Raw genomic sequence first — 20,054 nt, 5'->3', positions numbered from 1 at the left:
TCATGGCCACCGGGGAATCGCGAGTGTTAGAAATGTTCCATGGCGAACCATCTCGCCCGGTTTAGACGCATAACGTTGCGTTCGCTGGCCGGCAGGAGCCCTCGGAGCGTCGCCGGGCAGGTGTTCGTGCTGCAGGTGGCGCTGGTGGTGCTGCTGGTGGCCTGCGCCGTCTTCGCCCTGGTGCTCCAGTCGGAGCGCGACACCGGTGCCGAGGCCAAGCGCCGCTCCATCGCCGTCGCCCAGACCTTCGCGCATTCCCCCGGCATCCTGCAGGCACTGCAGACCCCCGACCCGTCGAAAGTGCTCCAGCCGATCACCGAGGCGGGGCGCAAGACCGCGGGCGTCGACTTCATCGTCGTGATGGACACCAAGGGCATCCGCTACACCCATCCCATCCCGAGCCGCATCGGAAAGCGCTTCGTCGGCACGATCGGCCCGTCGCTGGCCGGCAAGGTCTACACGGAGAGCGTCCACGGCCCGCTGGGCGAGGAGGTGCAGGCCACCGTCCCGGTCAAGAACACCCACGGCAAGGTGGTGGCCCTCGTCTCCGCCGGGCTCAAGGTCAAGAACGTGGCCGGTCAGGTGTACCGGCAGCTACCGATCATCCTGGGCGCCGGCGCGGGTGCGCTCGTGGTGTCCACCGGCGTGACGGCCCTCGTCGGCAAACGGCTGCGCAGGCAGACCCACAGCCTGGCGCCGGCCGAGATGACCCGTATGTACGACCACCACGACGCGGTGCTGCACTCCGTCCGTGAAGGGGTGCTCATCGTCGGGGAGGACGGGCGGCTGCTGCTCGCCAACGACGAGGCCCGGCGGCTCCTCGAACTGCCCCCGGACGTCGAGGGACGGCACGTGTCGGATCTGTCGATGCTGGATCCCGAGACCGTCGCGTTGCTCATCTCCGGTCGGGTGGCGACCGACGAGGTGCACCTCGCCGGGGAGCGGCTGCTGGCGGTCAACCAGCGGCCCACGGACCGCGGCGGAGGGCCCAAGGGAACAGTGGTGACGCTGCGCGACTCCACCGAACTGCAGGCGGTGTCCGGCAGGGCCGAGGTCGCCCGTGAGCGGCTCAAGCTGCTGTACGACGCGGGACTGGGTGTCGGCACCACCCTCGACGTGACCCGCACGGCCGACGAACTGGCGCAGGTCGCCGTGCCCCGCTTCGCCGACTTCGTCACCGTGGACATCGCCGACGCCGTACTGCACGGCGAGGAGCCTGCCACCACGGCGACGGACATGCGGCGCATCGCTGTGCGCGGCGTCCGGGACGACCACCCGCTGTACGAAAAGGGCCGCCTGATCGACTTCCTGCCCTCCACGCCGCAGGCGCGCGGCTACGGCACCGGCTGTTCCGAGCTCGTGACCGATCTGTCCACCGCCACCGGCTGGCATGCGCAGGACCCCGAGCGCACCAAGGCGGTCATCGAGTACGGCATCCATTCGCTGATCACCGCCCCGATCCAGGCCCGGGGCGCGGTGCTGGGCATGGCCAACTTCTGGCGCTCCAAGCGTCATGAGCCCTTCGACGAGGAGGAGCTGTCGCTGGCGGAGGAGCTGGTGGCCCGTGCGGCGGTCAGTATCGACAACGCCCGCAGGTACACCCGCGAGCACGCCCTGGCGGTCACCCTCCAGCGCAGCCTGCTGCCGCGGGCCCTGCCCGAGCAGAGCGCGCTCGAGGTCGGCTACCGCTATCTGCCGGCGCAGTCGGGCGTCAGCGGGGACTGGTTCGACGTGATCCCCCTGCCGGGGACCCGGGTGGCGCTGTCCGTCGGTGACGTGGTCGGCCACGGCCTCCACGCCGCCGCCACGATGGGGCGGCTGCGGACCGCGGTGCACAACTTCTCCACGCTGGACCTGCCTCCGGACGAGCTGCTGAGCCATCTGGACGACCTGGTCGGCCGTATCGACCAGGACGAGTCGGATGCGGAGGCCGCGGGGGTGGTGGGTGCCTCCTGCCTGTACGCGATATACGACCCCGTGACACGGCGGTGTGCCATGGCACGGGCGGGGCATCCGGCGCCCGCCCTGGTTCACCCCGGCGGGAGCGTCACGTTCCCCGACCTGCCGGCCGGGCCACCGCTCGGCCTCGGCGGCATGCCGTTCCAGACCGCCGAAATGGAGCTCAAGGAGGGCACCCAGCTCGTCCTCTACACCGACGGCCTCATCGAGGACCGCACCCGGGACCTCGACGTGGGCATGGAACTGCTGCGCGATGCGCTGGCGGGCCATCCCGACCGGCCGCCGGAGGAGACCTGCCAGGCCGTACTGGACGAGATGCTGACCGCACGGCCCAAGGACGATGTGGCCCTGCTCGTCGCCCGCACCCAGGTGCTGCCGCCCGACTGCGTCGCCGACTGGGAAGTGCCGCGCGATCCGGCCGCCGTCTCCGGCATGCGCGTGGCGGTGTCCGGGAAACTCGCGGAGTGGGGCCTGTCCGAGCTCGGCTTCGGCATGGAACTCGTCCTGAGCGAACTCATCACCAACGCCATCCGCTACGGCTCCGAGCCGATCAGTGTCCGGCTGATCCGCGACCGCACGCTGATCTGCGAAGTCGCCGACGGGAGCAGCACCTCGCCGCATCTGCGGTACGCGGCCACGACGGACGAAGGCGGCCGGGGCCTGTTCCTGGTGTCGCAGATGGCCGAGCGCTGGGGGACGCGCTACACGCCTCAGGGCAAGGTGATCTGGGCCGAGCTGACGCTGCCGGAGGCCACCGGGGAGTTCGGGCTGACCTGGGCCGATGTCGATATCGCCGCTTCGGACGAAGGCTTCGAGGGGTTCGAGACCCCGGCGTGAGCCGCACATGTGGCGCCGCACGCCGGGCCGGGCCCAGGGCCCGCGACCACGAGGAAGCCGGCACCCGACTTCCGCCGTACTCAGTCGAGATCCATACTGAGCGCCGCGTCCGGACGGCAGAACGGGCAGGCCTCCACCATCGGATCCACCAGTGCGGCACGGGCCTCCTCGGCGCCGACGGGGTGCTTGGTGCCGCCGGTCGTGCAGTCGTCGGTGTGGATGCGCGCGGGCTCGGGCCCCATGGCCCTCTTCCGCCGCTCGACGGTGAAGCCGGGCGCCCCCGTCGTACGGCCTGAGGAGGCCGGGGCGGGCAGCGTGGAACGCCCTCTGCGGGCGTGCGGTCCCGTCGGCTCGAGTCCCTCGGCGCGGGTGAGGGCCTCGCGTACGGCGTCGCGTTGGAGCCGCAGATAGATACCGACCGTCTCGTTCTCGGCCACCCGCTCTTCCAGGAACGCCAGGATGGCTCGAAGACGCGCCGGGTCGGGGGTAGCTCGGCCATGGAGCGCACTGCCCCCTCAGGACGGGCCCCCTCGCCTCCCGCTCGCCGCTCCGCGCCCGAGGTCTCCCTCCCCGAGGTCCTGCTCCTCGCCGAGACTCAGCGACGTCATCCAGGCGGCAGGCCTCCGCCCCTGCCAGTGGACATGGAAGAACACCGCCGTGGACAGCCGGTACAGACGCCGTCGCAACTCTGTCCGGCCCGGCTGTTCGGCGAGTTGCCGGTACGTGGTGCTCCAGTCCTGCTGGGCCTGGAGGAGGTCGTCGGGGAGAGCGTGCCGCATGGCCGGATTCAATCATGTGTTCGATTTTTTGTTCCACCGGAACACCCCGCGACCGCCCGGCCGGTGCCCGTCCGTACCGCGCTCTCCCGGTCCCCGTGGCACGCGGCTTCCGTAGCTGTGACGATGGCTAGCAGCACTGCACACGCGACTGCGGGCTGGGTGATGACATGCCGATCGGCCGGGTGGGACTCGTCGTGCATGGCGGCCGTGCGGAAGCGGTGGCCGGAGCCCGGATCGTGCGCGACTGGTGTGCGCGGCACGGCATCGGCTGCGTCGACATCGACGTCTGGCACGGCCATGGAAGCCGCCACAGCCCCAGTGAGGAGGTGCAGGCGGCGGGCAGCCCCGATCTCATCGTGACCCTCGGCGGCGACGGCACGTTCCTGCGGGGGGCGCGCATCGCGGCTCAGAAGGACATCAGGGTCCTCGGCGTCGACGTGGGCAAGGTCGGTTTCCTGACCGAGACCCCGGTCGGCGACGTGGAACGGGCGCTGGATGCCGTGCACGCGGGGAAGTCCGAGTGCGAGGAACGCATGACGCTCACGATGCGCGCCTCCAGGCTGCTGGAGATGCCGAGCCAGGTCGAGGAGGTCCTGTGCTACGGGAGGGGACCCGCACTGCCGCCCCCGCAGCCGCAGACGGGTCCGGCCGAGGACGACCCGTGGGGGATCGCGCTGGACGTCACGGCACTGAACGACATCGTCGTGGAGAAGCTGGCCCGGGACCACCAGGTGAGCGTGGGTGTCTACTTCGCCGGCCGTCTGCTCGCCTCCTACTCGGCCGACGGGGTCATCCTCGCCACTCCGACCGGCTCGACCGCCTACAGCTTCGCCGCAGGGGGGCCGGTGCTGTCCCCCAGGATGCGGGCGGTCGTCTTCACCCCGGTCGCGCCGCACATGGCGTTCAACCGGACGGTGATCGCCAACGCGGACGAGCCGGTCGCCCTCCGTGTGCTGCCCCATTCGGGCCGCGCCGCGGTCAGCGTCGACGGGCAGCCCCGGGGCATCCTCGAACCCCGCGACTGGATCGGGGTGATCGCGGCACCGCGTCCGCTGCGCCTGGTCAGGCTCACCCCGGCCAACTTCTACGGGCGGCTGCGGGAGCGTATGAGGCTCACCGACGCGCCCGCGACGGCCGCGGACGGTGAGGCGGCCCCGATGTTCCGGCCCGCGAGCCCGGTACCCGACGACCTGCGCCACTACCAGTTGCCGCCGGCGCCGTGACATCGCGGTCAGGGCGGGAATGTTCCCGAAGGCCCTCTGGTTGGAAGGGGCGTGGTGGTGAGGGGACAGAGTCCCCGGGCCTCATCCATTGCCCATGAGGACGATCGTTCGGCTGAAGCCTCATGGAGCCTTTCGCCGCGTAGGCGACCGCCCTTCACGACCACACCGCTCGTGGCGCGACTCCGGCCGGTCTCCGGCCGGGATCGCGCGAGTGGGTCCGCAAGGACGCTTCGGGAATGCGGTGACGGGATCCGTTGTTGCATCACACGACTGACATGCGCGGGTCAAAACCCGCGGGGTGTCGGCGAAAGGAGGACCTCATGGCACGCACCACGGCGCGCCCCGTCGTCAGGCTGAAGTCGACGGCCGGCACCGGCGTCACCTATGTGACGCGCAAGAACCGACTCAACGACCCCGACCGGCTCGTACTGCGCAAGTACGACCCGGTGGTCGGCAAGCACGTCCCCTTCCGCGAGGAACGCTGAACCACGCCTCCGCCACCCGGCGGACGGCCATGAGGAAGGAAACCCCATGAGGCCTGGCATCCACCCCGTCTCCCGCCCGGTCGTCTTCCGCGACCGCGCGGCGGACTTCGCCTTCTTGACCCGTTCGACCGCGCTGTCCACCCGCACGATCGAGTGGGAGGACGGCAACACCTACCCAGTGGTCGACGTCGAGATCTCGTCGGCGAGCCATCCGTTCTACACCGGCACCTCGCGGGTCGTGGACACCGCGGGCCGCGTGGAGCGCTTCGAGCGCCGCTACGGCCGCGCGGCCTCGGCCCGGAGCTGACCAACGCCGGACGGCCGGACGACGGCCGGTCGGCCGTGTGAGAGGAGAAGACAGTCATGAAGGTCCGCAACTCGTTGCGAGCTCTGAAGTCCAAGCCGGGGGCCCAGGTGGTGCGCCGCCGCGGCGTGACGTTCGTCGTGAACAAGAAGAACCCCCGGTTCAAGGCGCGCCAGGGCTGACGCCCTCCGAGCCACCGCGGCGGTCCTGAGCCGCACGGCGTCCTGCGCCGCGACCGGCACCCACCCGGCGCCGATCCCCACCTGCTGCTCCGCCCCGGCCGGTCGACCACCGGCCGGGGCGGACGCGTTCGGCGCCCGTGCGCCGTCGCGGACATGAGCCACGCAACCGGCGCGCACGGCGGAACAGCAGGCAGGGCGTGGGCGTTACCGTGACGACGTCACACGAATGATCAAGGTGGATCGGTATGCACGGCGAATACAAGGTGCCCGGAGGAAAGCTGGTCGTCGTCGATCTCGACGACGACGACGGCGTACTGCGCAATGTCCGCGTCGCCGGAGACTTCTTCCTCGAACCGGACGAGGCACTGCTCGCCGTGAACCGGGCTCTCGAAGGGGCGCCCGTCGCCACGGAGGCCGCCGAGCTGGCCAGACGCGTCGAGGCAGGACTTCCCGAAGGCACCGTCATGTACGGCCTGACCCCGGAAGGCGTCGCCGTCGCGGTCCGCCGCGCCGTCGCCCAGGCGACGGACTGGACCGACTACGACTGGCAGCTCATCCACGAAGGTCCCCAGCCGCCCGCCCTGCACATGGCGCTCGACGAAGTCCTCACCGCGGAGGTCGCCGCCGGCCGCCGTCCGCCCACGCTGCGGGTCTGGGAGTGGGGTGCACCGGCCGTGGTCATCGGCAGCTTCCAGTCGCTGAAGAACGAGGTCGACCCCGAAGCCGTCCGACGCCACGGGATGACCGTGGTGCGGCGCATCTCGGGTGGCGGGGCCATGTTCGTGGAACCCGGGAACACCATCACGTACTCGCTCTCCGTCCCCGCCTCCCTGGTGAACGGGCTCTCCTTCGCCGACTCCTACGCCTACCTCGACGACTGGGTGCTGGGCGCCCTCGACGACATGGGCATCAAGGCCTGGTACCAGCCCCTCAACGACATCGCGACGGAGGCCGGCAAGATCGCGGGAGCCGCGCAGAAGCGGGCGGTCGGCCCTGAAGGCGGTCCGGGCGCGGTCCTCCACCACGTGACGATGTCCTACGACATCGACGCCGACAAGATGCTCGAGGTCCTGCGGATCGGCCGGGAGAAGCTGTCCGACAAGGGAACGGGCAGCGCCAAGAAGCGCGTTGACCCGTTGAGACGGCAGACGGGACTGTCCCGGGAAGCTGTCATCGACCGGATGATCCGTTCCTTCCGGATGCGCTACGGCCTCAGTGACGGCCGGCTCACCGGGGAGGAACTCGAGCGCGCCGAGGAACTCGCCGTCACGAAGTTCTCTTCGCCCGAGTGGACCGCGCGCGTGCCCTGACGACTCCGGGCAGGCGTTCGCCGGGGCGGGTCGTGCACTGCCGGGCGCGACAGACGTGAAGAGGGGGGTACCCGTGCGAGCAGTGTGCCGCGGGGCGGCATCGGCCTGATGCGGCGCCGGCGGCCCACAGGCTCACCAGTTGGATTAGCGAAGCGTAGTGAGCCTGTGGCAGAGTGCTACGCGCACGCCCGGCGCCCAGGCGACGTCGGGCACCCTCCTCGGTCGGGTCTTGTGGCCCGGTCGACCAGCGTCCGGAGGGACGTGCCACGCGGGCTGGCGGCTTCTGCCGTTCAGTACCAGGGCACGAAGGCGATTGGCTCCCAAGGCTGAGCAACGCTCAGGCTCGCTAAGCCAATCAGAGACGCTCGAGGAGGACCGCATGGATGGACCAGAAGGGCTCAAGCCGGCCGAGTTCCCCGCGTTCACCAACGAGCACGGCGACGGTGTGGTCGTCGGCGGCGGGCCGGTCGTGGTCGATGTGTACGTCGACTTCCAGTGCCCGTACTGCCGTATGTTCGCCGAGACGTCGGGCCCGGTGGTGGACGCTCTGGTCTCGGACGGCCGGATCACCGCTGTGTACCACCCGGTGGCGATTCTCGACGCGATGTCGACCGACCGCTATTCCACTCGGGCCTCGGCGGCCTCTGGCTGCGCGGCCGACGGCGGCAGGTTCCTCGAGTACCACTACCGGCTCTTCGCCGCCGAGCCGCCGGAGGGTGGTCCCGGGCTCCCCGAGAGCGACCTGGTCGCGCTGGGCGCGGAGGCGGGGCTGACCGGCTCCTTCGCGGCCTGCGTGCACGCCGGCGGCCATCTCGACTGGCCGCCGTACGTGACCGAGCGGGCTTTCGAACAGGGCATGCGGGGCACGCCGACGGTCCGGGTGGACGGTACCGCCGTCCCGCCGCATCCGGGCCCGATCACGACCGCGGTGGAGAGTGCGCTGAGCCATACGGTGTGACCGCGCGCGGCTTCGTCCTGGGTGGGATGCGCACCGCGGACACGCGGATGGGGCGGCTCAGCCCTGCGGCTTGCCCGGACGGGTGTCCGCCATAAGAGCGGTTCCCAGGGGCCTCTGTGCCGCGGCGACAGGCGGTGAGCCAACGGCTTCCGGTCCGTCCCGGCGATGCCCGGCCGCCGCCGCTTGCGTGTGGCAGGCGGCAGGCCGGGTACGTTGCCCAGGTCATGGACGAGTACGAGCACATCGATGTCGACGGCCTCGAGTTCGCTCCGGTCGAGCACACGACGCAGTCACTGGCTCTGCTGAGCCTGGAGGAGGCGCACGACCTCCTGGGGATCCTGGTGACGGTGGCCGCGGAGGGCGAGCCGATGTCCGCAGGGGCGGACCGGCTGGCACGGGAGATCGCGGCCCGGATCCCCTCGGAGAACTGACCGCCGTCCTCCGCAGGTCACTGGGTCCATCGGGCAGGCCGCCAGGTCCGCGGCCTGACGCCCTCGCCTGTTCGAACTTTCGTTCGATATGGTGGGGGCGGGAGGTGGGTGCGATGACCGCGGAGGGGAAGGCACGCGAGGTGTCCACGGTGATGCATGTGCGATGCCCAGACCGCCTGCCGCAGGAGACCTACCGGCAGGTGCTGGAGCAACTCGCGGAACTCTCCCCGGTCGTTCAGGCCCTGCCGCCGTCCGCCGCGCTCGCGGAGCTGAAGGGGACGCTGCGCTATCACGGCGCCGGTGCCCGCAGGCTGGGGGAGGTGCTGCGGGTTCGCGCGATCTCCCGTCTCGGTGTGGACGTACGCGTCGGGATCGGCCCCTCGATCACCGTGGCAGCCACCGCCTCCGGCCTGATCGGCCCGCCCGGCGGTGTCCTCGCCGTCGGCCCCGCCGATGTCACCGAGTGGCTGGGACCGCTGCCCGTGGAAGCGCTGCACGGCATCGCCCCCCGCGGGGCGAAGGTGCTGCGGGACGCCGGCATCCACTGCGTGGGACTGCTCGCCGCCGTGCCGCCGGCCACGGTGCAACGGCTGCTGGGCGGCAAGGGCGGCCGCCTTGCCGCGGACCGGGCCCGGGGCATCGACCCCCGGCCGGTGGTACCCCGTGAGCTTCCCGCCTCCGCCGTGGTGAGCCGCACCTTCGCCCGGCACACCCTCGACGGCGCCGACGTGCGCGCGGCGCTGCTGGAACTGGTCGTACGGCTCGGGCATCTGCTGCGCCGCCGCGGCCAGGCCGCCCGGGGTCTGACACTCACGCTGCGATTCGCGGGCGGCGCCCGCTGGGACAAGACCCGCCGTCTCCCGGAGGCTTCCGCGCATGACGACGACCTGCGTGCCCTGGTCTACCGGCTGATGGACGCCGCGGGCCTGCAACGCGGTCGGCTGACGGGAATCGTGCTGAGGGGCGAGGATCTGGTGGATGCCGGCCAGGTCGCCCAGCAGATCAGTCTGGACCGGGCCCGGGAGGCCCGGTTGGTCGCCGAGGAGGTCAGCGACCGCATCCGTGCGAAGTTCGGCCCCGACGTGATCGGCCCTGCGGGCATCTTCCGTCACGTCTCCTGAGCGTCCGGGTCGTATCGATGAGCGGCGGGGCCACCGTTCGGCCGAACGGTGGCCCCGCCGCGGGTGTCGCGCTCGTCAGTCCTTGAAGACGTCCTTGGTCTTCTCCTTCGCCTGACGCGGCGCCCTTCGCCTTCTCGGCCCGGCCTTCGGCGGCCATCTTCTCGTTGCCGACGGTACGGCCGACCGTCTGCTTGGTCTTGCCCTTGGCCTGTTCCATCTTGCCCTTGGCCTTCTGGTCTCCAGCCACCGTTGCTCACTCCAGTGGTGTCTGACTTCGGTGTCACCGCACCGAGTGATCCCTGGCGCGGTGGATAAACGTGGGTTTCGGCCAGAAGAGAAACAGGGCCTCAGGAGTAGCGGGCCGCGGTCTCGGCGAGCTGATCGAGCTTCTCCAGCGTCTCGCGCTCGGGCGTCGTCGGCAGATAGAACAGCAGCCGCTCGACCTCCAGCGCGATGTAGCCCTCGATCTGCTCGGGGTCGTCGGGAATCGCGTACACCGTCACCGGCACATCGCGGCCGGCAAGCGAACGCAGCCGCTCGATCTGAGGGCCGAGCTTGTCCGGCGGGACACTGTTGGCCAGCCATGCGTCACCCAGCTGCACCACGCGTGGGAAGGCGCCCTCGCCGCCACCGACGTAGATCGGAGGGTGCGGTTGCTGCACGGGTTTGGGCCAGGAGAAGACGGGGTCGAAGTTCACGAACTCGCCGTGGAACTCCGCCTTGTCCGTGGTCCACAGCTCCCGGATGGCCCGCAGTCGCTCGTCGGTGAGCCGGCCGCGGGTCGTGGGGTCGGCACCGTGGTTCCTCATCTCCTCACGGTTCCAGCCGACGCCCACGCCGAAGACGGCACGGCCGTCCGAGACCAGATCGAGCGAGGCCACCTCTTTGGCCGTCATGATCGGGTCGCGTTGCGGGATCAGTGCGATACCGGTCGCCAGCAGCAGCCGCTCGGTCACCGCGGCGATCGTGCTCAGGGCGACGAAGGGGTCGAGGGTGCGGTAGTAGATCTGCGGCAGCTCACCGCCGCCCGGGTAGGGGGTCTGACGGTCCACCGGGATGTGGGAGTGTTCGGCGATGAACAGTGAGTCGAACAGCCGCTCCTCCAGCGCCCTGCCCAGCGGGGCGGGGCGGATGCCCTGATCGGTGATGAAGGTCGCGATTCCGAATTTCACGGCGCCTCCGTCGGGGGTCGGAATGGGGCGGTCGCCCGGAAGGCCAGTTCCAGGTCAGCTCCACAGGGGATACGTCACTGCTTGTTCGAATCCCTCCGGCCTGTCGTCGGTGTAGACGAGACTCATCCGGGTGAACTGCTGCGTCTGCGGGTGCTTCTTCCAGGGCTCCGGGCGGTCGAGCCGCACGGTCACCGGGTACGAGTGGAACTTGCCCGCCGCGCAGTACGGCTTGCAGTCGTTCACCAGATTGATGCCCGTGGCCACAGCCGCGTCCGGGCCCCACTGCGACCAGCGGAGCGAGGAGAGGCGGCTGTTGCCGTCGCCGCAGGCGATCATGAAGTCGCCGGGGTGTACCTGCGGCTGCCACAGACAGTCGACCAGTACGGGTTGTTCCGGCTGCCGGGCCTCGGTGTGCACGCTCGGTGGTGCCGCCACGGGCGCGGCGGACGCGGGCCCCATGGCCGCCGCGAGCGATGCGACGGCACACAGGGTGACCGTCGTACTGACTGAGTGTCTGCGCATGTCCGCTCCATGCCGCCTGTCTTCGGACCCATATGCCGTCGCCGGGCTGTTTTCTGTCCCGACGCTACGACTGTGTCAGGGGATACACCACTTGTACGGTGCAACACCCTGTTCCCGCCGCAAAACCGCTGACCCGGGTGTCTCTGGGCGGCCGGTGTGGACATCGGCCCCGGAGCACAGGCGGCGCTCCGCCCCGGCCGGCCGTATGTGCGGCGTGGTGCCCGCTGCCGGGACAGTCCGGTTCGGATGGCGGTGTCGACGACCGCCCGGTCGCTCGTGTGGCCGCCGGTGCGGAAGCGGGCGGGCATGTGCGGGATGTCTGCGCGGCCTGCTGAACCGGCCCGGCTCCCACAGCCGCGGTCCAGGGTCCGGATCCGCTGAGACCCAGCTGTCAAGTGCGGTGATCGGCGGATGAGTTCGCAAGGGAACGTGGTCGGCGGCGCCTGATGCTGAACGGGCCCGATCGGGGTACCCGCGCCCTCACCGGACGGCCGGGTGCGAGGCACCTGTGCCAAGACCGAGACGAGAGGTGATCGTTCGTGTCGGACGCGAAGTCGTACTCCGCCCCGCCGGGCCAGGGTGCTCGAGGCTCGGACGCGGAGCCGGTGAGCGAGCTGGTGCAGCAGGCTTCGCAGCAGCTGACGGCTCTTGTGCGCGGCGAACTGAAGCTGGCGCAGGCGGAGATGAAGGAGAAGGGCGGACGTTACGCCAGGGGTGGTGGGCTCTTCGGGGGCGCGGGCGTGGTCGGCATGCTCACGCTGCAGGCCCTCGTCGACACCGCGATCGCGGCGTTGGCGCTGGTGCTGGTGCTGCCCGTGTGGGCCGCCGCTCTGATCATGACGGCGTTGTTGGGCGCGATCACCACGGTCATGGCGCTGACCGGCAGGAAACAGTTCGCCGGGGCCGCACCCCCCGCCCCTGAACAGACCATCGACAGCGTCAAGGCCGACGTGGCCGAGATCAAGGAGAGTGCACACCGATGAGCAAGACGTCCCGCGAGGATCAATCCGCCACGAGTCCGGACGAGTTGGCGAAGCAGGTCGAGCGTACCCGGGAGGAACTCGGCCGGACGGTCGCGGCGCTGGTCGGCAAGACCGACGTGAAGGCACGCGCCCGGGCGAAGGCGGCCGAGGTCAGGGAGCAGGCGGGCCTCAAGGCCGAGGAAGTGAGGACCAAGGCCGTCGAGGCGGCCCACCGGGTGCAGGAGAAGGTGCCCGCGACGGTGAAGGAGAAGGCGTCCGAGGCCGTCGGCCAGGCCCGGGCCAAGGCCGGTCAGGCCGGGCACCTCCTGGAGCAGCGGACGCCCGAACCGGTGCGCCGGAAAGCGGCGGAAGGCGCGGAGGCGGTCCGCGGCAACCGTACCGTGGTGCTGTCGGCCGCCGCGGGTGCCGCGGTCGTGTGGTGGGCGTACCGCCGCAGGAAGAGCTGAGCGGCGGCTCTCCTGTCCCCCCGGCCGGGCGCGGCGCGGCCCTCGTCGGCGAGGCGTTGCAGGCGCAGGGCCCGCTCGGGCCACATTCCGCCCTCGTGGTCGTCCCACCCGGCCGTCCGCCAGTCCCCGAAGCGTCCCCGTCTGCCCGTCGTCCCGTCGTGCGTCACACGGCGGGCCTGCCCGTGTCAGGGTGATAGGGGAGCCCTGCCGGTCCGGGGCCAGACGGAGGAAGGTATGGACTGGCGAGATTTCGCTGAGCAGCTGGCTTCCATGGCGCGCGAGCTGCTGGCGCAGGAAACGGTCGACGCCACGCTGGCGAGGATCACCGGCTCGGCGACCGAGCTGGTGGAGGGCTGTGATGCGGCGGGCATCCTCATCCTGCACGGAGACGTGGTGGAGTCGCTGGCTCCGACCCACCGACTCGTCAGCGAGAGCGACCGGCTGCAGGAGCGCCTGCGGGAAGGCCCTTGTTTCGATGCCGCCCGGACCGCTGCGGGGGAGCGGGTGTTCAGGATCGCCGACTTCACCGATGAGCAGCCACGCTGGTCCCAATACGGGCCACGAGCCCGCGAGTTGGGGCTGGGCAGCATGATGGGCTTCCTGCTGTTCACCGAGGACGAGGACCTGGGTGCGCTGAATCTCTACTCCCGCCGGCCCGGCGCCTTCACCAAGGCCAGCGAGACCGCGGGCTGGTTGCTGGCCTCGCATGCGGCGGTCGCCTTCTCCAGTGCACGCACGCACGCACAGCTCCAGTCCGCCCTCGCCACCCGCCACACCATCGGTGAGGCGATGGGCATCCTCATGGGCAGCCACCACCTCACGGAGGAGGATGCTTTCAACGTCCTCCGACGGTACTCACAGGAGCACAACGTCAAACTCCGCGAGGTCGCCCGCCGGATCTGCGAACGGGGCAGCCTCACCTGAAGCGACCTGGCCGGGAGGGCCGGCAGACGCCGCCGGCCCGTCCGCACCGTAGGTGCCCGGTCGTCCGCCGGTCCCGGAGGACGGCGGGTGCCCGCTCGTGCCGGAGCCGCACGCGTGGACGCGGCCTCCGGTCAGCCGGTGGTCCCCATGCGGTGCTTGACGTCGTCCATCGATCCCGCCCAGGGGGCCGGGGCCACCGCTTGCGGACCGGTGCCGGCCCTGCTGCTCGTCCGGTCCTCCTGCCACAGCTGACCGCTGCGTACTCCGGACAGCTGTGCCCCCTGCGTGTTCATACCGCCTGTCCGGAGCGACAGGCTGTCGTCGGCGGCCGCCATGACCAGGGTCTGGGCCAGCTGCTCGAGACTGTTCTCCAGCGTCTCCAGAATCCGCTCGTCCAGGTGGCGCAGCCCGCCGAGCAGGTCCATGGCCCGCTCGTCGTCGGTGAGGGCGGCGATGCTCTCGCCGACCCGGCAGGCCGCGAGCGCCCGGGCGGCGACCGCGTATTCGCCCTCGACGGTCCTCACCAGCCGGTGCCCGGTGGCCGGACGTCCCGCGTACAGCACCCCGTCGGCGATCACAATGCCGACCTCCAGGGGTACACGCGCCGCGCGGACGGCGCCCGCAATGAGGGTGCGGACCACGGCGGTGGTGTCGAACAGCAGGTGCCGGGGACGGATGGCACGTACGTGGTCGTCGATACGGGCCAAGTACACCTGGGCGTCGGCGAGGTGGTGTTCCATGGCCTGGCGGTGCGGACCGACGGGGGTGACCGGCATGTCCGTCCGGAATCTGTCGATGACCGCGGCGTGGGCGTCGCGGGCGTCTTGCAACGCCGGGATGAGCGCGTACGTCGTCAATTTCATTGCCGTACTTCCTTGTGTGGCGTCTGGGGGCGCGGCGGGAGGGGGGTGATGTCCCGCGGAGCGGCTGCCCGGCTCGGGCGGGCCTCGCGACCAGGGTGTGGGAACGGCCTGAAGATCGCCCGGCGGGTTGTGGCCCCGGGCCGGGCCGACGGACGCTTTGGGCAGCGATATCCATGCGGCGGACGGGTACGCGACCCACGGTCCTGCGATAGCCCGTCCGGGTTGCGGCCTCCGCCCGGCAGGACAGGGGAGGCCCGGACCAGCAGATGGTCGTCGCCCGAAGGGGCCCCTTGGCCAAGTGGCCCTTGACTTCGAGCGCACGCGAAGTCCTAGCGTTCACAGCGTCGGCATCGCTCCGCCGAGATGCCGATTCACAAGACCGGTTGCTCCATGGAGGTGATGGCGCCTCGCGGGCTCCGGTGCGGCGGCCGGGAGGCGACGGGCCCGGCTCGCCGGGGCGGAAGGGGCCGGGCGAGGTCCGAGCCCGTCGAACAGCACAACGACAATCGCGACGAAAGGCTGCGGGAACATGAAGCAGCGCATGCTTGGGGACCTGGAGGTCTCGGCCATCGGCCTCGGCTGCATGGGGATGTCCGCCTTCTACGGCACGACCGACGAGGAAGAGGGCATCAAGACCATCCAGCGTGCCCTCGAACTGGGTGTCAATTTCCTCGACACCGCCCAGCTGTACGGACCGCTCACGAACGAGTCGCTGGTCGGACGCGCGATCAAAGGCCACCGTGATGAGTACGTGATCGCTACGAAGTTCAACTACCGGATGGACAACGCCGTCCCGGGTGACATGAGCACCATCGGGAAGCAGGACGGTTCGGCGGAACACGTACGCAGTTCGATCCACGGCTCGCTCAAACGGCTCGGGACCGACTACGTGGACCTCTACTACCAGCACCGTGTCGACCCCGATGTGCCGATCGAGGAGACCGTCGGGGCACTGGCGGAACTGGTCGCGGAGGGCAAGGTACGCCACATCGGCCTGAGCGAGGCGGGGGCGGAGACGATCCGCCGTGCCCACGCCGTCCATCCCATCACCGCGGTGCAGACCGAGTACTCGCTGTGGAGCCGCGACCCGGAGACCGAGGTGCTGCCCGCATGCCGTGAGCTCGGGATCGGGTTCGTGCCCTACTCGCCGCTGGGACGCGGCTTCCTCGCGGGCCGGTTCTCCTCCCCGGACGAACTGGACGAGGGCGATTTCCGGCGCAGCGGACCCCGTTTCACCGGCGACAACCTCAACGCGAACCTCAGGCTCGCCGAGAAGGTGAAGGAGATCGCCGCCGAGAAGGACGTCACGCCGGCGCAGCTCGCGATCGCCTGGGTGCTGGCGCAGGGCGAGGGCCTCGTCCCGATCCCGGGCACCAAGCGCCGCTCCTACCTCGAGCAGAACGTCGGCGCGGTGGACGTGGAACTGACGAAGGACGATCTCGCGCGTATCGACGCCGAACTCCCGGAGGCTGCCGGACAGCGCTACGACGAGGCCGGCATGTCGTCCGTGAACCGTTAGGCCGGGACACTCATCGGCTCGGCAGAGCCTGAACCCGGGTAACGGGCCGTCCAACACGGCGCGGGCACGGCCTTCGACTCAGCGGCCAGGAGTGAGCAGCAGCTTTCCGACGGTCGTGCGTGATTCGATGTCCCTGTGGGCCCGCGCCGCTTCCTTCAAGGGGTAGCGGCCTCCGATGAGTGGTGTGAGCTTCTTGGCCAGGACCATGTCGAAGATCTCGCCGGTGCGTCGGACCAGGGCCTCGCGTGTGGGCACGTGATCGTGCAGCACCGGGTACGTCAGGAAGATGCTGCGGGGCAGGTCGTTCGGCCTGATGGACGGTACGCCCATCATCGGACCGTAGTAGGCGTGCACTCCGTGCGAGCGCAGTGCGAGCTGCGACGACCGGAACGTCGGAGTGCCGCCCCCGTCGTAGACGACATGGGCGCCCTCGCCCCCGGTCAACTCCCGGATCCGGCCCTCGAAGCCGCCGCCGGACCACACGAGGACGTGGTCGGCGCCGGCGTCCCGCGCTGCCGCCACCTTCTCGTCGCGGGAGACGAGGCCGATCACCGTGGCGCCGCGGGCCTTGGCCATCTGCGTCAGCAGGAGGCCCACGCCACCCGCCGCAGCGTGCACCACAGCCGTGTCGCCGGGCTTGACCCGGTAGGTTTCCGTGATCATGTGGTGTGCAGTGATCCCCTGCAACATCACCGCGGCCGCCGTCTCGTCGGCGATGCCCTCGGGGATCTTCACCAGTGAGTCGGCGGGAATGGCGATGAGCTCGGCGTAGCTGCCGGGGTGGTCGTACCAGGCCACGCGGTCACCGATGGTCAGTCCGTCGACGCCCTCGCCGAGCGCGATGACGCGACCGTCCCCTTCCGCGCCCAGGACCAGCGGCGCGGCCCAGCTGGTGGCGCCCTGCTGCCGTATGCCCGTGTCCATGTAGTTCACGCCCGCGGCGCCGAGCCGCACGAGCGCCTCGCCGGGGCCGGGGACCGGATCCGGCAGCTCGGTCCAGGTCATGACCTCGGGGCCGCCGTGCTTCTCGATTCGGATTGCATGCATGTGGGGGGACAACTCCTTTCAGGCAGAAACCGATGGTCGTCTCTGCCCGGCGAGCGAAACGCGGTGAATGCTTGCGGTGCAGGCGACCGGTGCGGCGTCCGCCTGCCATGCCACAGGTCGAGGCAGGCACCCCGATAGAGGGTGGAAGGCGGCGGTAGTGCGGCTGCCGGCGGCCGGGCCAGAGCGTCAGAGACCCGGCCCGGGCCTGAGGCATCAGAGGGGGGCGGGGGTGGCCGGGGTCTCGGCGTGGGGCGGGGGGCCCGGCAGTGTCGGTGCGTCGGCGGCTTGCAAGCCGTCGAAGACCAGGTGCAGATAGCGCCGCCACAGATGCGGCTGCGTCGCCTGCAGCGGGGATGCCGTCTGGTAGATCCCGCTCATCAGCAGCGAGATGTCCTGACCGGTGATGTCCTGGCGGATGGCTCCGTGCCGGCGGGCGCGGTCGGTCAGCGCGTCGGTGACCGCATTGAGCGTCTCCTGGCTGTTGCGTACTTCGGGGTGATGGGGAGCCACCCCGTGGACGACCTCGCAGAAGGCACGGTCCTCGACCTGCAACTCGATCCCCGCGCTCATGAACTCGTGCAGTGCGTGTGCCGGGTCCTCGGCCTGCGTCAGTCGCTCACCGGTCGCCGCGAGGGCGTACATCTTCTCGGTGACGATCGCCGCCAGAAGATCGTCCTTTGTGGGGAAGTGCCGGAACACGGTCCCCTTGCCGATCCCGGCACGCTCCGCGATCTGTGCGACGGACACCTCCGTGCCCTGTTCGGCAAATGCCTCCGTCGCCGCGTCCACCAGGAGCTTCCTGGTTCGTACGGCGTCGCTGCGCATCGGCTTCCCTGCCGGGTTCGTCATGGCGTCCTCCCTCTTCCGTAATCGACTCTAATGCAACCGGACCGCTCGGTCACATTCGAGGCGACGAATGTGACCGGTCAGTCATGTTGATGGAAGGTCAATGTGACCCACTGGTCATGTTGTGATGTACAACATGACCGCCCGGTCCGCTTTCGTGTTACGGTCAACATGACCGCCCGGTCCGCTTGGGTGAACGGGCTGGTCGTGCGCCATTCAGGCGCCGCCGTCTCGGCTACTGAGGCCGCTCTTTCCCGCCGCCGCGAGCCGGACGCACACCACTGAAACCGAATGGAAGGTGATCGGGCATGGACGCTGTCGAGCGTCTGAGCACCATCGAGGGTCTTCGCCGTCTGATGGCGCGCTACGTCCGCTACGCGGATCACCAGCGCTGGCAGGACCTGGCGGGTCTCTTCACGCCGGACGGCACGTTCACCCCGCTCAAGCCGGACGGCTCTGTGTGGCTGCGTATGCAGGGCCGTGAGGAGATCGCGGCGACGGTCGGAGCCGCCGGTGGCCCGGGCCATGTGCTGGTCCACCACCTGTTCTCGGACGAGATCGACGTCGAGTCGCCGACCTCGGCCCAGGGCGTGTGGGCGATGGAGGACATCATCACCCGCCCTGAGGACGCCGAGGTGTCCGAGGCGTTCCCGTTCAAGGGGATGCACGGCTTCGGCCACTACCACGCGCGGTTCGTCCAGGTCGAAGGCTCCTGGTACATCGCCGAGCTCAAGCTGACCCGGCTGCGTCTGGACCTCACCTCCTGACACCGCGGTGACCCGCACCACCGGGCACCGGTCTTCCCCTCCCCACCTTCGCAAGAAAGCAGAGCTTCATGAGTGACGACAGCAACCCCTCGCCGGAGCGGTTCACGATCGATGTGGCGCAGGACGTCCTGGACGACCTCAAGTCCCGTCTGAAGGCGACCCGTTTCTTCGACGACCCGGACAACGAGGAGGAGTACTACGGCCTGAGCACCGCCTACCTCAAGCCGCTGGTCGAGCACTGGGCCGACGACTTCGACTGGCGCGGGGCGGAGGAGCGCCTGAACGGGTACAGCCAGTTCAAGGTCGAGATCGACGGCACCCCGCTGCACTTCATCCACGAGCGCGGCAAGGGCCCGAACCCGACGCCCCTTCTGGTCCTGCACGGCTGGCCGTGGCCGGGTGAGTTCAGCCACCCGCTGATCGCCCCGCTGACGGACCCGGCCGCCCACGGCGGCGACCCGGCCGACTCCTTCGACATCATCATGCCGACCCTGCCCGGCTTCGGCTGGTCCACCCCGGTCGGCAGGGGTGACCTGAACTACTGGAAGATCGCCGACATCCTCCACACCCTGATGACCGAGGTCCTCGGCTACGAGAAGTACGGCTCGCTGGGCAGCGACTACGGGGCCCTGGTCAACAGCGCCCTCGGCCACAAGTACGGGGACAGCATCATCGCCCTGCACTACGGCCACGACCTTCCGCCGGGCATGTTCCAGCACGACCGCTACTGGGACCTCACCGGCGGTGAGCCGATCCCCGCCGACGCCTCACCGGAGCTGCGTGCGGACATCCTCAAGATGCACTCGACCTACGCCTCCCACGTGGCCGTGCACATGCTGGACGCGTCGACCCTCTCGCACGGCCTGCACGACTCCCCGATCGGCATGCTCGCCTGGCTGCTGCAGCGGTGGAAGAAGTGGAGCGACAAGAACGGCGACTTCGACGCGGTCTTCTCCCCGGACTTCATCCTCACCCAGGCCACGACCTTCTGGGTGACGCAGTCCATCGGCTCCTCCATCCGCATGTACCGCAACACCATCCGCCACCCCTGGACGCCGCTGCACGACCGGCAGCCGATGGTCGAGCCCCCGGCCGGGTTCACCTTCCTGCTCGGCGACGTCTACCCGCCGGGCGTACGCACGGTCGAGGAGCGCATAGCCGCTTTCGAGAACGGGCCCACTCGGAGCCTGTTCAACGTGGTCAACGTCAACGCACACGAAAAGGGCGGCCACTTCGGCCACTTCGAGAACCCCGAGGCCTTTGTGGGTGACGTCCGCGAGACGTTCCGCAAGCTGCGCTGACACCCCCGAGCTGACCCCCCGGAACGGTCCCCACGCGGACCGGCTCGGCCGCCTGTCTCCCGCACGTCCCCGCGT

General features: G+C 70.0%; 22 protein-coding genes and 1 pseudogene. 15 read left to right on the top strand and 8 right to left on the bottom strand.

Going from position 1 to position 20,054, the window contains the following annotated elements; genetic code table 11:
- Positions 1-39: 39 nt before the first annotated feature.
- Positions 40-2,796, top strand: coding sequence for a SpoIIE family protein phosphatase (locus ACQEXA_RS06690; protein WP_433129008.1), 2,757 nt, complete (start codon positions 40-42; stop codon positions 2,794-2,796).
- Between the two features lie 80 nt (positions 2,797-2,876).
- Here ACQEXA_RS06690 and ACQEXA_RS06685 read toward each other — a convergent pair whose 3' ends face one another.
- Both ACQEXA_RS06685 and ACQEXA_RS06680 read right to left on the bottom strand, forming a co-directional pair.
- Positions 2,877-3,233: a DUF6233 domain-containing protein gene (locus ACQEXA_RS06685; protein WP_433129006.1), complete on the bottom strand. Its 357-nt coding sequence runs from the start codon at positions 3,231-3,233 to the stop codon at positions 2,877-2,879.
- Between the two features lie 78 nt (positions 3,234-3,311).
- Complete coding sequence (locus tag ACQEXA_RS06680; RefSeq protein WP_432936208.1) at positions 3,312-3,575, bottom strand: hypothetical protein; 264 nt, start codon at positions 3,573-3,575, stop codon at positions 3,312-3,314.
- A 167-nt stretch (positions 3,576-3,742) separates the two neighbouring features.
- Here ACQEXA_RS06680 and ACQEXA_RS06675 point away from each other — a divergent pair, with 167 nt between their 5' ends.
- The 8 genes from ACQEXA_RS06675 to ACQEXA_RS06640 all read left to right on the top strand — a co-directional run bounded on the left by ACQEXA_RS06675 (position 3,743) and on the right by ACQEXA_RS06640 (position 9,589).
- Positions 3,743-4,798, top strand: a complete 1,056-nt coding sequence (locus ACQEXA_RS06675; RefSeq protein ID WP_359397706.1) for an NAD(+)/NADH kinase — start codon at positions 3,743-3,745, stop codon at positions 4,796-4,798.
- A gap of 320 nt (positions 4,799-5,118) precedes the next feature.
- On the top strand, positions 5,119-5,283 hold the full coding sequence (rpmG, locus tag ACQEXA_RS06670) for a 50S ribosomal protein L33 (protein WP_359397708.1): 165 nt from the start codon (positions 5,119-5,121) through the stop codon (positions 5,281-5,283).
- A 46-nt stretch (positions 5,284-5,329) separates the two neighbouring features.
- Positions 5,330-5,590 (top strand): type B 50S ribosomal protein L31, encoded by a 261-nt coding sequence (locus tag ACQEXA_RS06665; RefSeq protein ID WP_359397710.1) that lies wholly within the window; start codon positions 5,330-5,332, stop codon positions 5,588-5,590.
- 56 nt (positions 5,591-5,646) lie between these two features.
- Positions 5,647-5,769, top strand: coding sequence for a type B 50S ribosomal protein L36 (gene ykgO, locus ACQEXA_RS06660; protein WP_359397712.1), 123 nt, complete (start codon positions 5,647-5,649; stop codon positions 5,767-5,769).
- A gap of 245 nt (positions 5,770-6,014) precedes the next feature.
- Positions 6,015-7,079 (top strand): lipoate--protein ligase family protein, encoded by a 1,065-nt coding sequence (locus tag ACQEXA_RS06655; RefSeq protein WP_359397715.1) that lies wholly within the window; start codon positions 6,015-6,017, stop codon positions 7,077-7,079.
- A 379-nt stretch (positions 7,080-7,458) separates the two neighbouring features.
- Positions 7,459-8,037: a DsbA family protein gene (locus tag ACQEXA_RS06650; RefSeq protein ID WP_359397717.1), complete on the top strand. Its 579-nt coding sequence runs from the start codon at positions 7,459-7,461 to the stop codon at positions 8,035-8,037.
- 224 nt (positions 8,038-8,261) lie between these two features.
- Positions 8,262-8,468, top strand: coding sequence for a DUF6417 family protein (locus tag ACQEXA_RS06645; protein WP_359397719.1), 207 nt, complete (start codon positions 8,262-8,264; stop codon positions 8,466-8,468).
- 113 nt (positions 8,469-8,581) lie between these two features.
- Positions 8,582-9,589, top strand: a complete 1,008-nt coding sequence (locus ACQEXA_RS06640; RefSeq protein ID WP_433129004.1) for a DNA polymerase Y family protein — start codon at positions 8,582-8,584, stop codon at positions 9,587-9,589.
- 75 nt (positions 9,590-9,664) lie between these two features.
- On the opposite strand, the pseudogene ACQEXA_RS06635 reads toward ACQEXA_RS06640, so the two are convergent.
- The 3 genes and pseudogenes from ACQEXA_RS06635 to ACQEXA_RS06625 all read right to left on the bottom strand — a co-directional run bounded on the left by ACQEXA_RS06635 (position 9,665) and on the right by ACQEXA_RS06625 (position 11,283).
- Positions 9,665-9,836, bottom strand: a pseudogene (locus tag ACQEXA_RS06635) (CsbD family protein).
- A 100-nt stretch (positions 9,837-9,936) separates the two neighbouring features.
- Complete coding sequence (locus ACQEXA_RS06630) at positions 9,937-10,761, bottom strand: LLM class F420-dependent oxidoreductase (protein ID WP_432936221.1); 825 nt, start codon at positions 10,759-10,761, stop codon at positions 9,937-9,939.
- Positions 10,762-10,815: 54 nt separating this feature from the next.
- A complete protein-coding gene (locus ACQEXA_RS06625; protein WP_432936224.1) occupies positions 10,816-11,283 on the bottom strand; it encodes a hypothetical protein in 468 nt (155 codons plus the stop codon).
- Between the two features lie 605 nt (positions 11,284-11,888).
- Here ACQEXA_RS06625 and ACQEXA_RS06620 point away from each other — a divergent pair.
- The 3 genes from ACQEXA_RS06620 (at position 11,889) to ACQEXA_RS06610 (ending at position 13,636) form a co-directional block, all read left to right on the top strand.
- On the top strand, positions 11,889-12,266 hold the full coding sequence (locus ACQEXA_RS06620; protein WP_432939857.1) for a phage holin family protein: 378 nt from the start codon (positions 11,889-11,891) through the stop codon (positions 12,264-12,266).
- A complete protein-coding gene (locus ACQEXA_RS06615; RefSeq protein WP_432936227.1) occupies positions 12,263-12,712 on the top strand; it encodes a DUF3618 domain-containing protein in 450 nt (149 codons plus the stop codon). The genes ACQEXA_RS06620 and ACQEXA_RS06615 overlap by 4 nt, the downstream gene beginning before the upstream one ends.
- Positions 12,713-12,946: 234 nt before the next feature.
- Positions 12,947-13,636 (top strand): GAF and ANTAR domain-containing protein, encoded by a 690-nt coding sequence (locus ACQEXA_RS06610; RefSeq protein WP_432936230.1) that lies wholly within the window; start codon positions 12,947-12,949, stop codon positions 13,634-13,636.
- 131 nt (positions 13,637-13,767) lie between these two features.
- Here the strand turns inward: ACQEXA_RS06610 and ACQEXA_RS06605 are convergent, their stop codons facing one another.
- Positions 13,768-14,499 (bottom strand): hypothetical protein, encoded by a 732-nt coding sequence (locus ACQEXA_RS06605; protein ID WP_432936232.1) that lies wholly within the window; start codon positions 14,497-14,499, stop codon positions 13,768-13,770.
- 529 nt (positions 14,500-15,028) lie between these two features.
- Between ACQEXA_RS06605 and ACQEXA_RS06600 the strand changes: the two genes are divergently transcribed.
- Positions 15,029-16,018 carry an aldo/keto reductase gene (locus ACQEXA_RS06600; protein ID WP_433129002.1) on the top strand — a complete coding sequence of 330 codons (990 nt, stop codon included), beginning with the start codon at positions 15,029-15,031 and terminating at the stop codon, positions 16,016-16,018.
- A 78-nt stretch (positions 16,019-16,096) separates the two neighbouring features.
- Here the strand turns inward: ACQEXA_RS06600 and ACQEXA_RS06595 are convergent, their stop codons facing one another.
- Complete coding sequence (locus ACQEXA_RS06595) at positions 16,097-17,065, bottom strand: quinone oxidoreductase family protein (RefSeq protein ID WP_432936237.1); 969 nt, start codon at positions 17,063-17,065, stop codon at positions 16,097-16,099.
- Positions 17,066-17,278: 213 nt separating this feature from the next.
- Positions 17,279-17,914 carry a TetR/AcrR family transcriptional regulator gene (locus tag ACQEXA_RS06590; protein WP_432936240.1) on the bottom strand — a complete coding sequence of 212 codons (636 nt, stop codon included), beginning with the start codon at positions 17,912-17,914 and terminating at the stop codon, positions 17,279-17,281.
- Positions 17,915-18,219: 305 nt separating this feature from the next.
- Here ACQEXA_RS06590 and ACQEXA_RS06585 point away from each other — a divergent pair, with 305 nt between their 5' ends.
- Both ACQEXA_RS06585 and ACQEXA_RS06580 read left to right on the top strand, forming a co-directional pair.
- Positions 18,220-18,678, top strand: a complete 459-nt coding sequence (locus tag ACQEXA_RS06585; protein ID WP_433128999.1) for a nuclear transport factor 2 family protein — start codon at positions 18,220-18,222, stop codon at positions 18,676-18,678.
- 68 nt (positions 18,679-18,746) lie between these two features.
- Complete coding sequence (locus tag ACQEXA_RS06580; RefSeq protein ID WP_432936244.1) at positions 18,747-19,979, top strand: epoxide hydrolase family protein; 1,233 nt, start codon at positions 18,747-18,749, stop codon at positions 19,977-19,979.
- Positions 19,980-20,054 lie beyond the last annotated feature (75 nt).

The organism is Streptomyces sp. CA-106110 (genome assembly GCF_050936285.1).
GTDB lineage: Bacteria > Actinomycetota > Actinomycetes > Streptomycetales > Streptomycetaceae > Streptomyces.
The sequence above is the reverse complement of the archived record's forward strand: the minus strand, read 5'-3'. Positions and strand labels throughout refer to the sequence as shown.

Bases quoted from the DNA above. Each gene is read 5' to 3' on its own strand.
- ACQEXA_RS06615 (WP_432936227.1), top strand. From the start codon at position 12,263: ATGAGCAAGACGTCCCGCGAGGATCAATCCGCCACGAGTCCGGACGAG.
- ACQEXA_RS06640 (WP_433129004.1), top strand. From the start codon at position 8,582: ATGACCGCGGAGGGGAAGGCACGCGAGGTGTCCACGGTGATGCATGTG.
- ykgO (WP_359397712.1), top strand. From the start codon at position 5,647: ATGAAGGTCCGCAACTCGTTGCGAGCTCTGAAGTCCAAGCCGGGGGCC.
- ACQEXA_RS06665 (WP_359397710.1), top strand. From the start codon at position 5,330: ATGAGGCCTGGCATCCACCCCGTCTCCCGCCCGGTCGTCTTCCGCGAC.
- ACQEXA_RS06655 (WP_359397715.1), top strand. From the start codon at position 6,015: ATGCACGGCGAATACAAGGTGCCCGGAGGAAAGCTGGTCGTCGTCGAT.
- ACQEXA_RS06675 (WP_359397706.1), top strand. From the start codon at position 3,743: ATGCCGATCGGCCGGGTGGGACTCGTCGTGCATGGCGGCCGTGCGGAA.
- ACQEXA_RS06595 (WP_432936237.1), bottom strand. From the start codon at position 17,065: ATGCATGCAATCCGAATCGAGAAGCACGGCGGCCCCGAGGTCATGACC.
- ACQEXA_RS06590 (WP_432936240.1), bottom strand. From the start codon at position 17,914: ATGACGAACCCGGCAGGGAAGCCGATGCGCAGCGACGCCGTACGAACC.
- ACQEXA_RS06625 (WP_432936224.1), bottom strand. From the start codon at position 11,283: ATGCGCAGACACTCAGTCAGTACGACGGTCACCCTGTGTGCCGTCGCA.
- ACQEXA_RS06600 (WP_433129002.1), top strand. From the start codon at position 15,029: ATGAAGCAGCGCATGCTTGGGGACCTGGAGGTCTCGGCCATCGGCCTC.
- ACQEXA_RS06580 (WP_432936244.1), top strand. From the start codon at position 18,747: ATGAGTGACGACAGCAACCCCTCGCCGGAGCGGTTCACGATCGATGTG.
- ACQEXA_RS06690 (WP_433129008.1), top strand. From the start codon at position 40: ATGGCGAACCATCTCGCCCGGTTTAGACGCATAACGTTGCGTTCGCTG.
- ACQEXA_RS06605 (WP_432936232.1), bottom strand. From the start codon at position 14,499: ATGAAATTGACGACGTACGCGCTCATCCCGGCGTTGCAAGACGCCCGC.
- ACQEXA_RS06645 (WP_359397719.1), top strand. From the start codon at position 8,262: ATGGACGAGTACGAGCACATCGATGTCGACGGCCTCGAGTTCGCTCCG.
- ACQEXA_RS06680 (WP_432936208.1), bottom strand. From the start codon at position 3,575: ATGCGGCACGCTCTCCCCGACGACCTCCTCCAGGCCCAGCAGGACTGG.
- ACQEXA_RS06650 (WP_359397717.1), top strand. From the start codon at position 7,459: ATGGATGGACCAGAAGGGCTCAAGCCGGCCGAGTTCCCCGCGTTCACC.
- ACQEXA_RS06585 (WP_433128999.1), top strand. From the start codon at position 18,220: ATGGACGCTGTCGAGCGTCTGAGCACCATCGAGGGTCTTCGCCGTCTG.
- ACQEXA_RS06610 (WP_432936230.1), top strand. From the start codon at position 12,947: ATGGACTGGCGAGATTTCGCTGAGCAGCTGGCTTCCATGGCGCGCGAG.
- rpmG (WP_359397708.1), top strand. From the start codon at position 5,119: ATGGCACGCACCACGGCGCGCCCCGTCGTCAGGCTGAAGTCGACGGCC.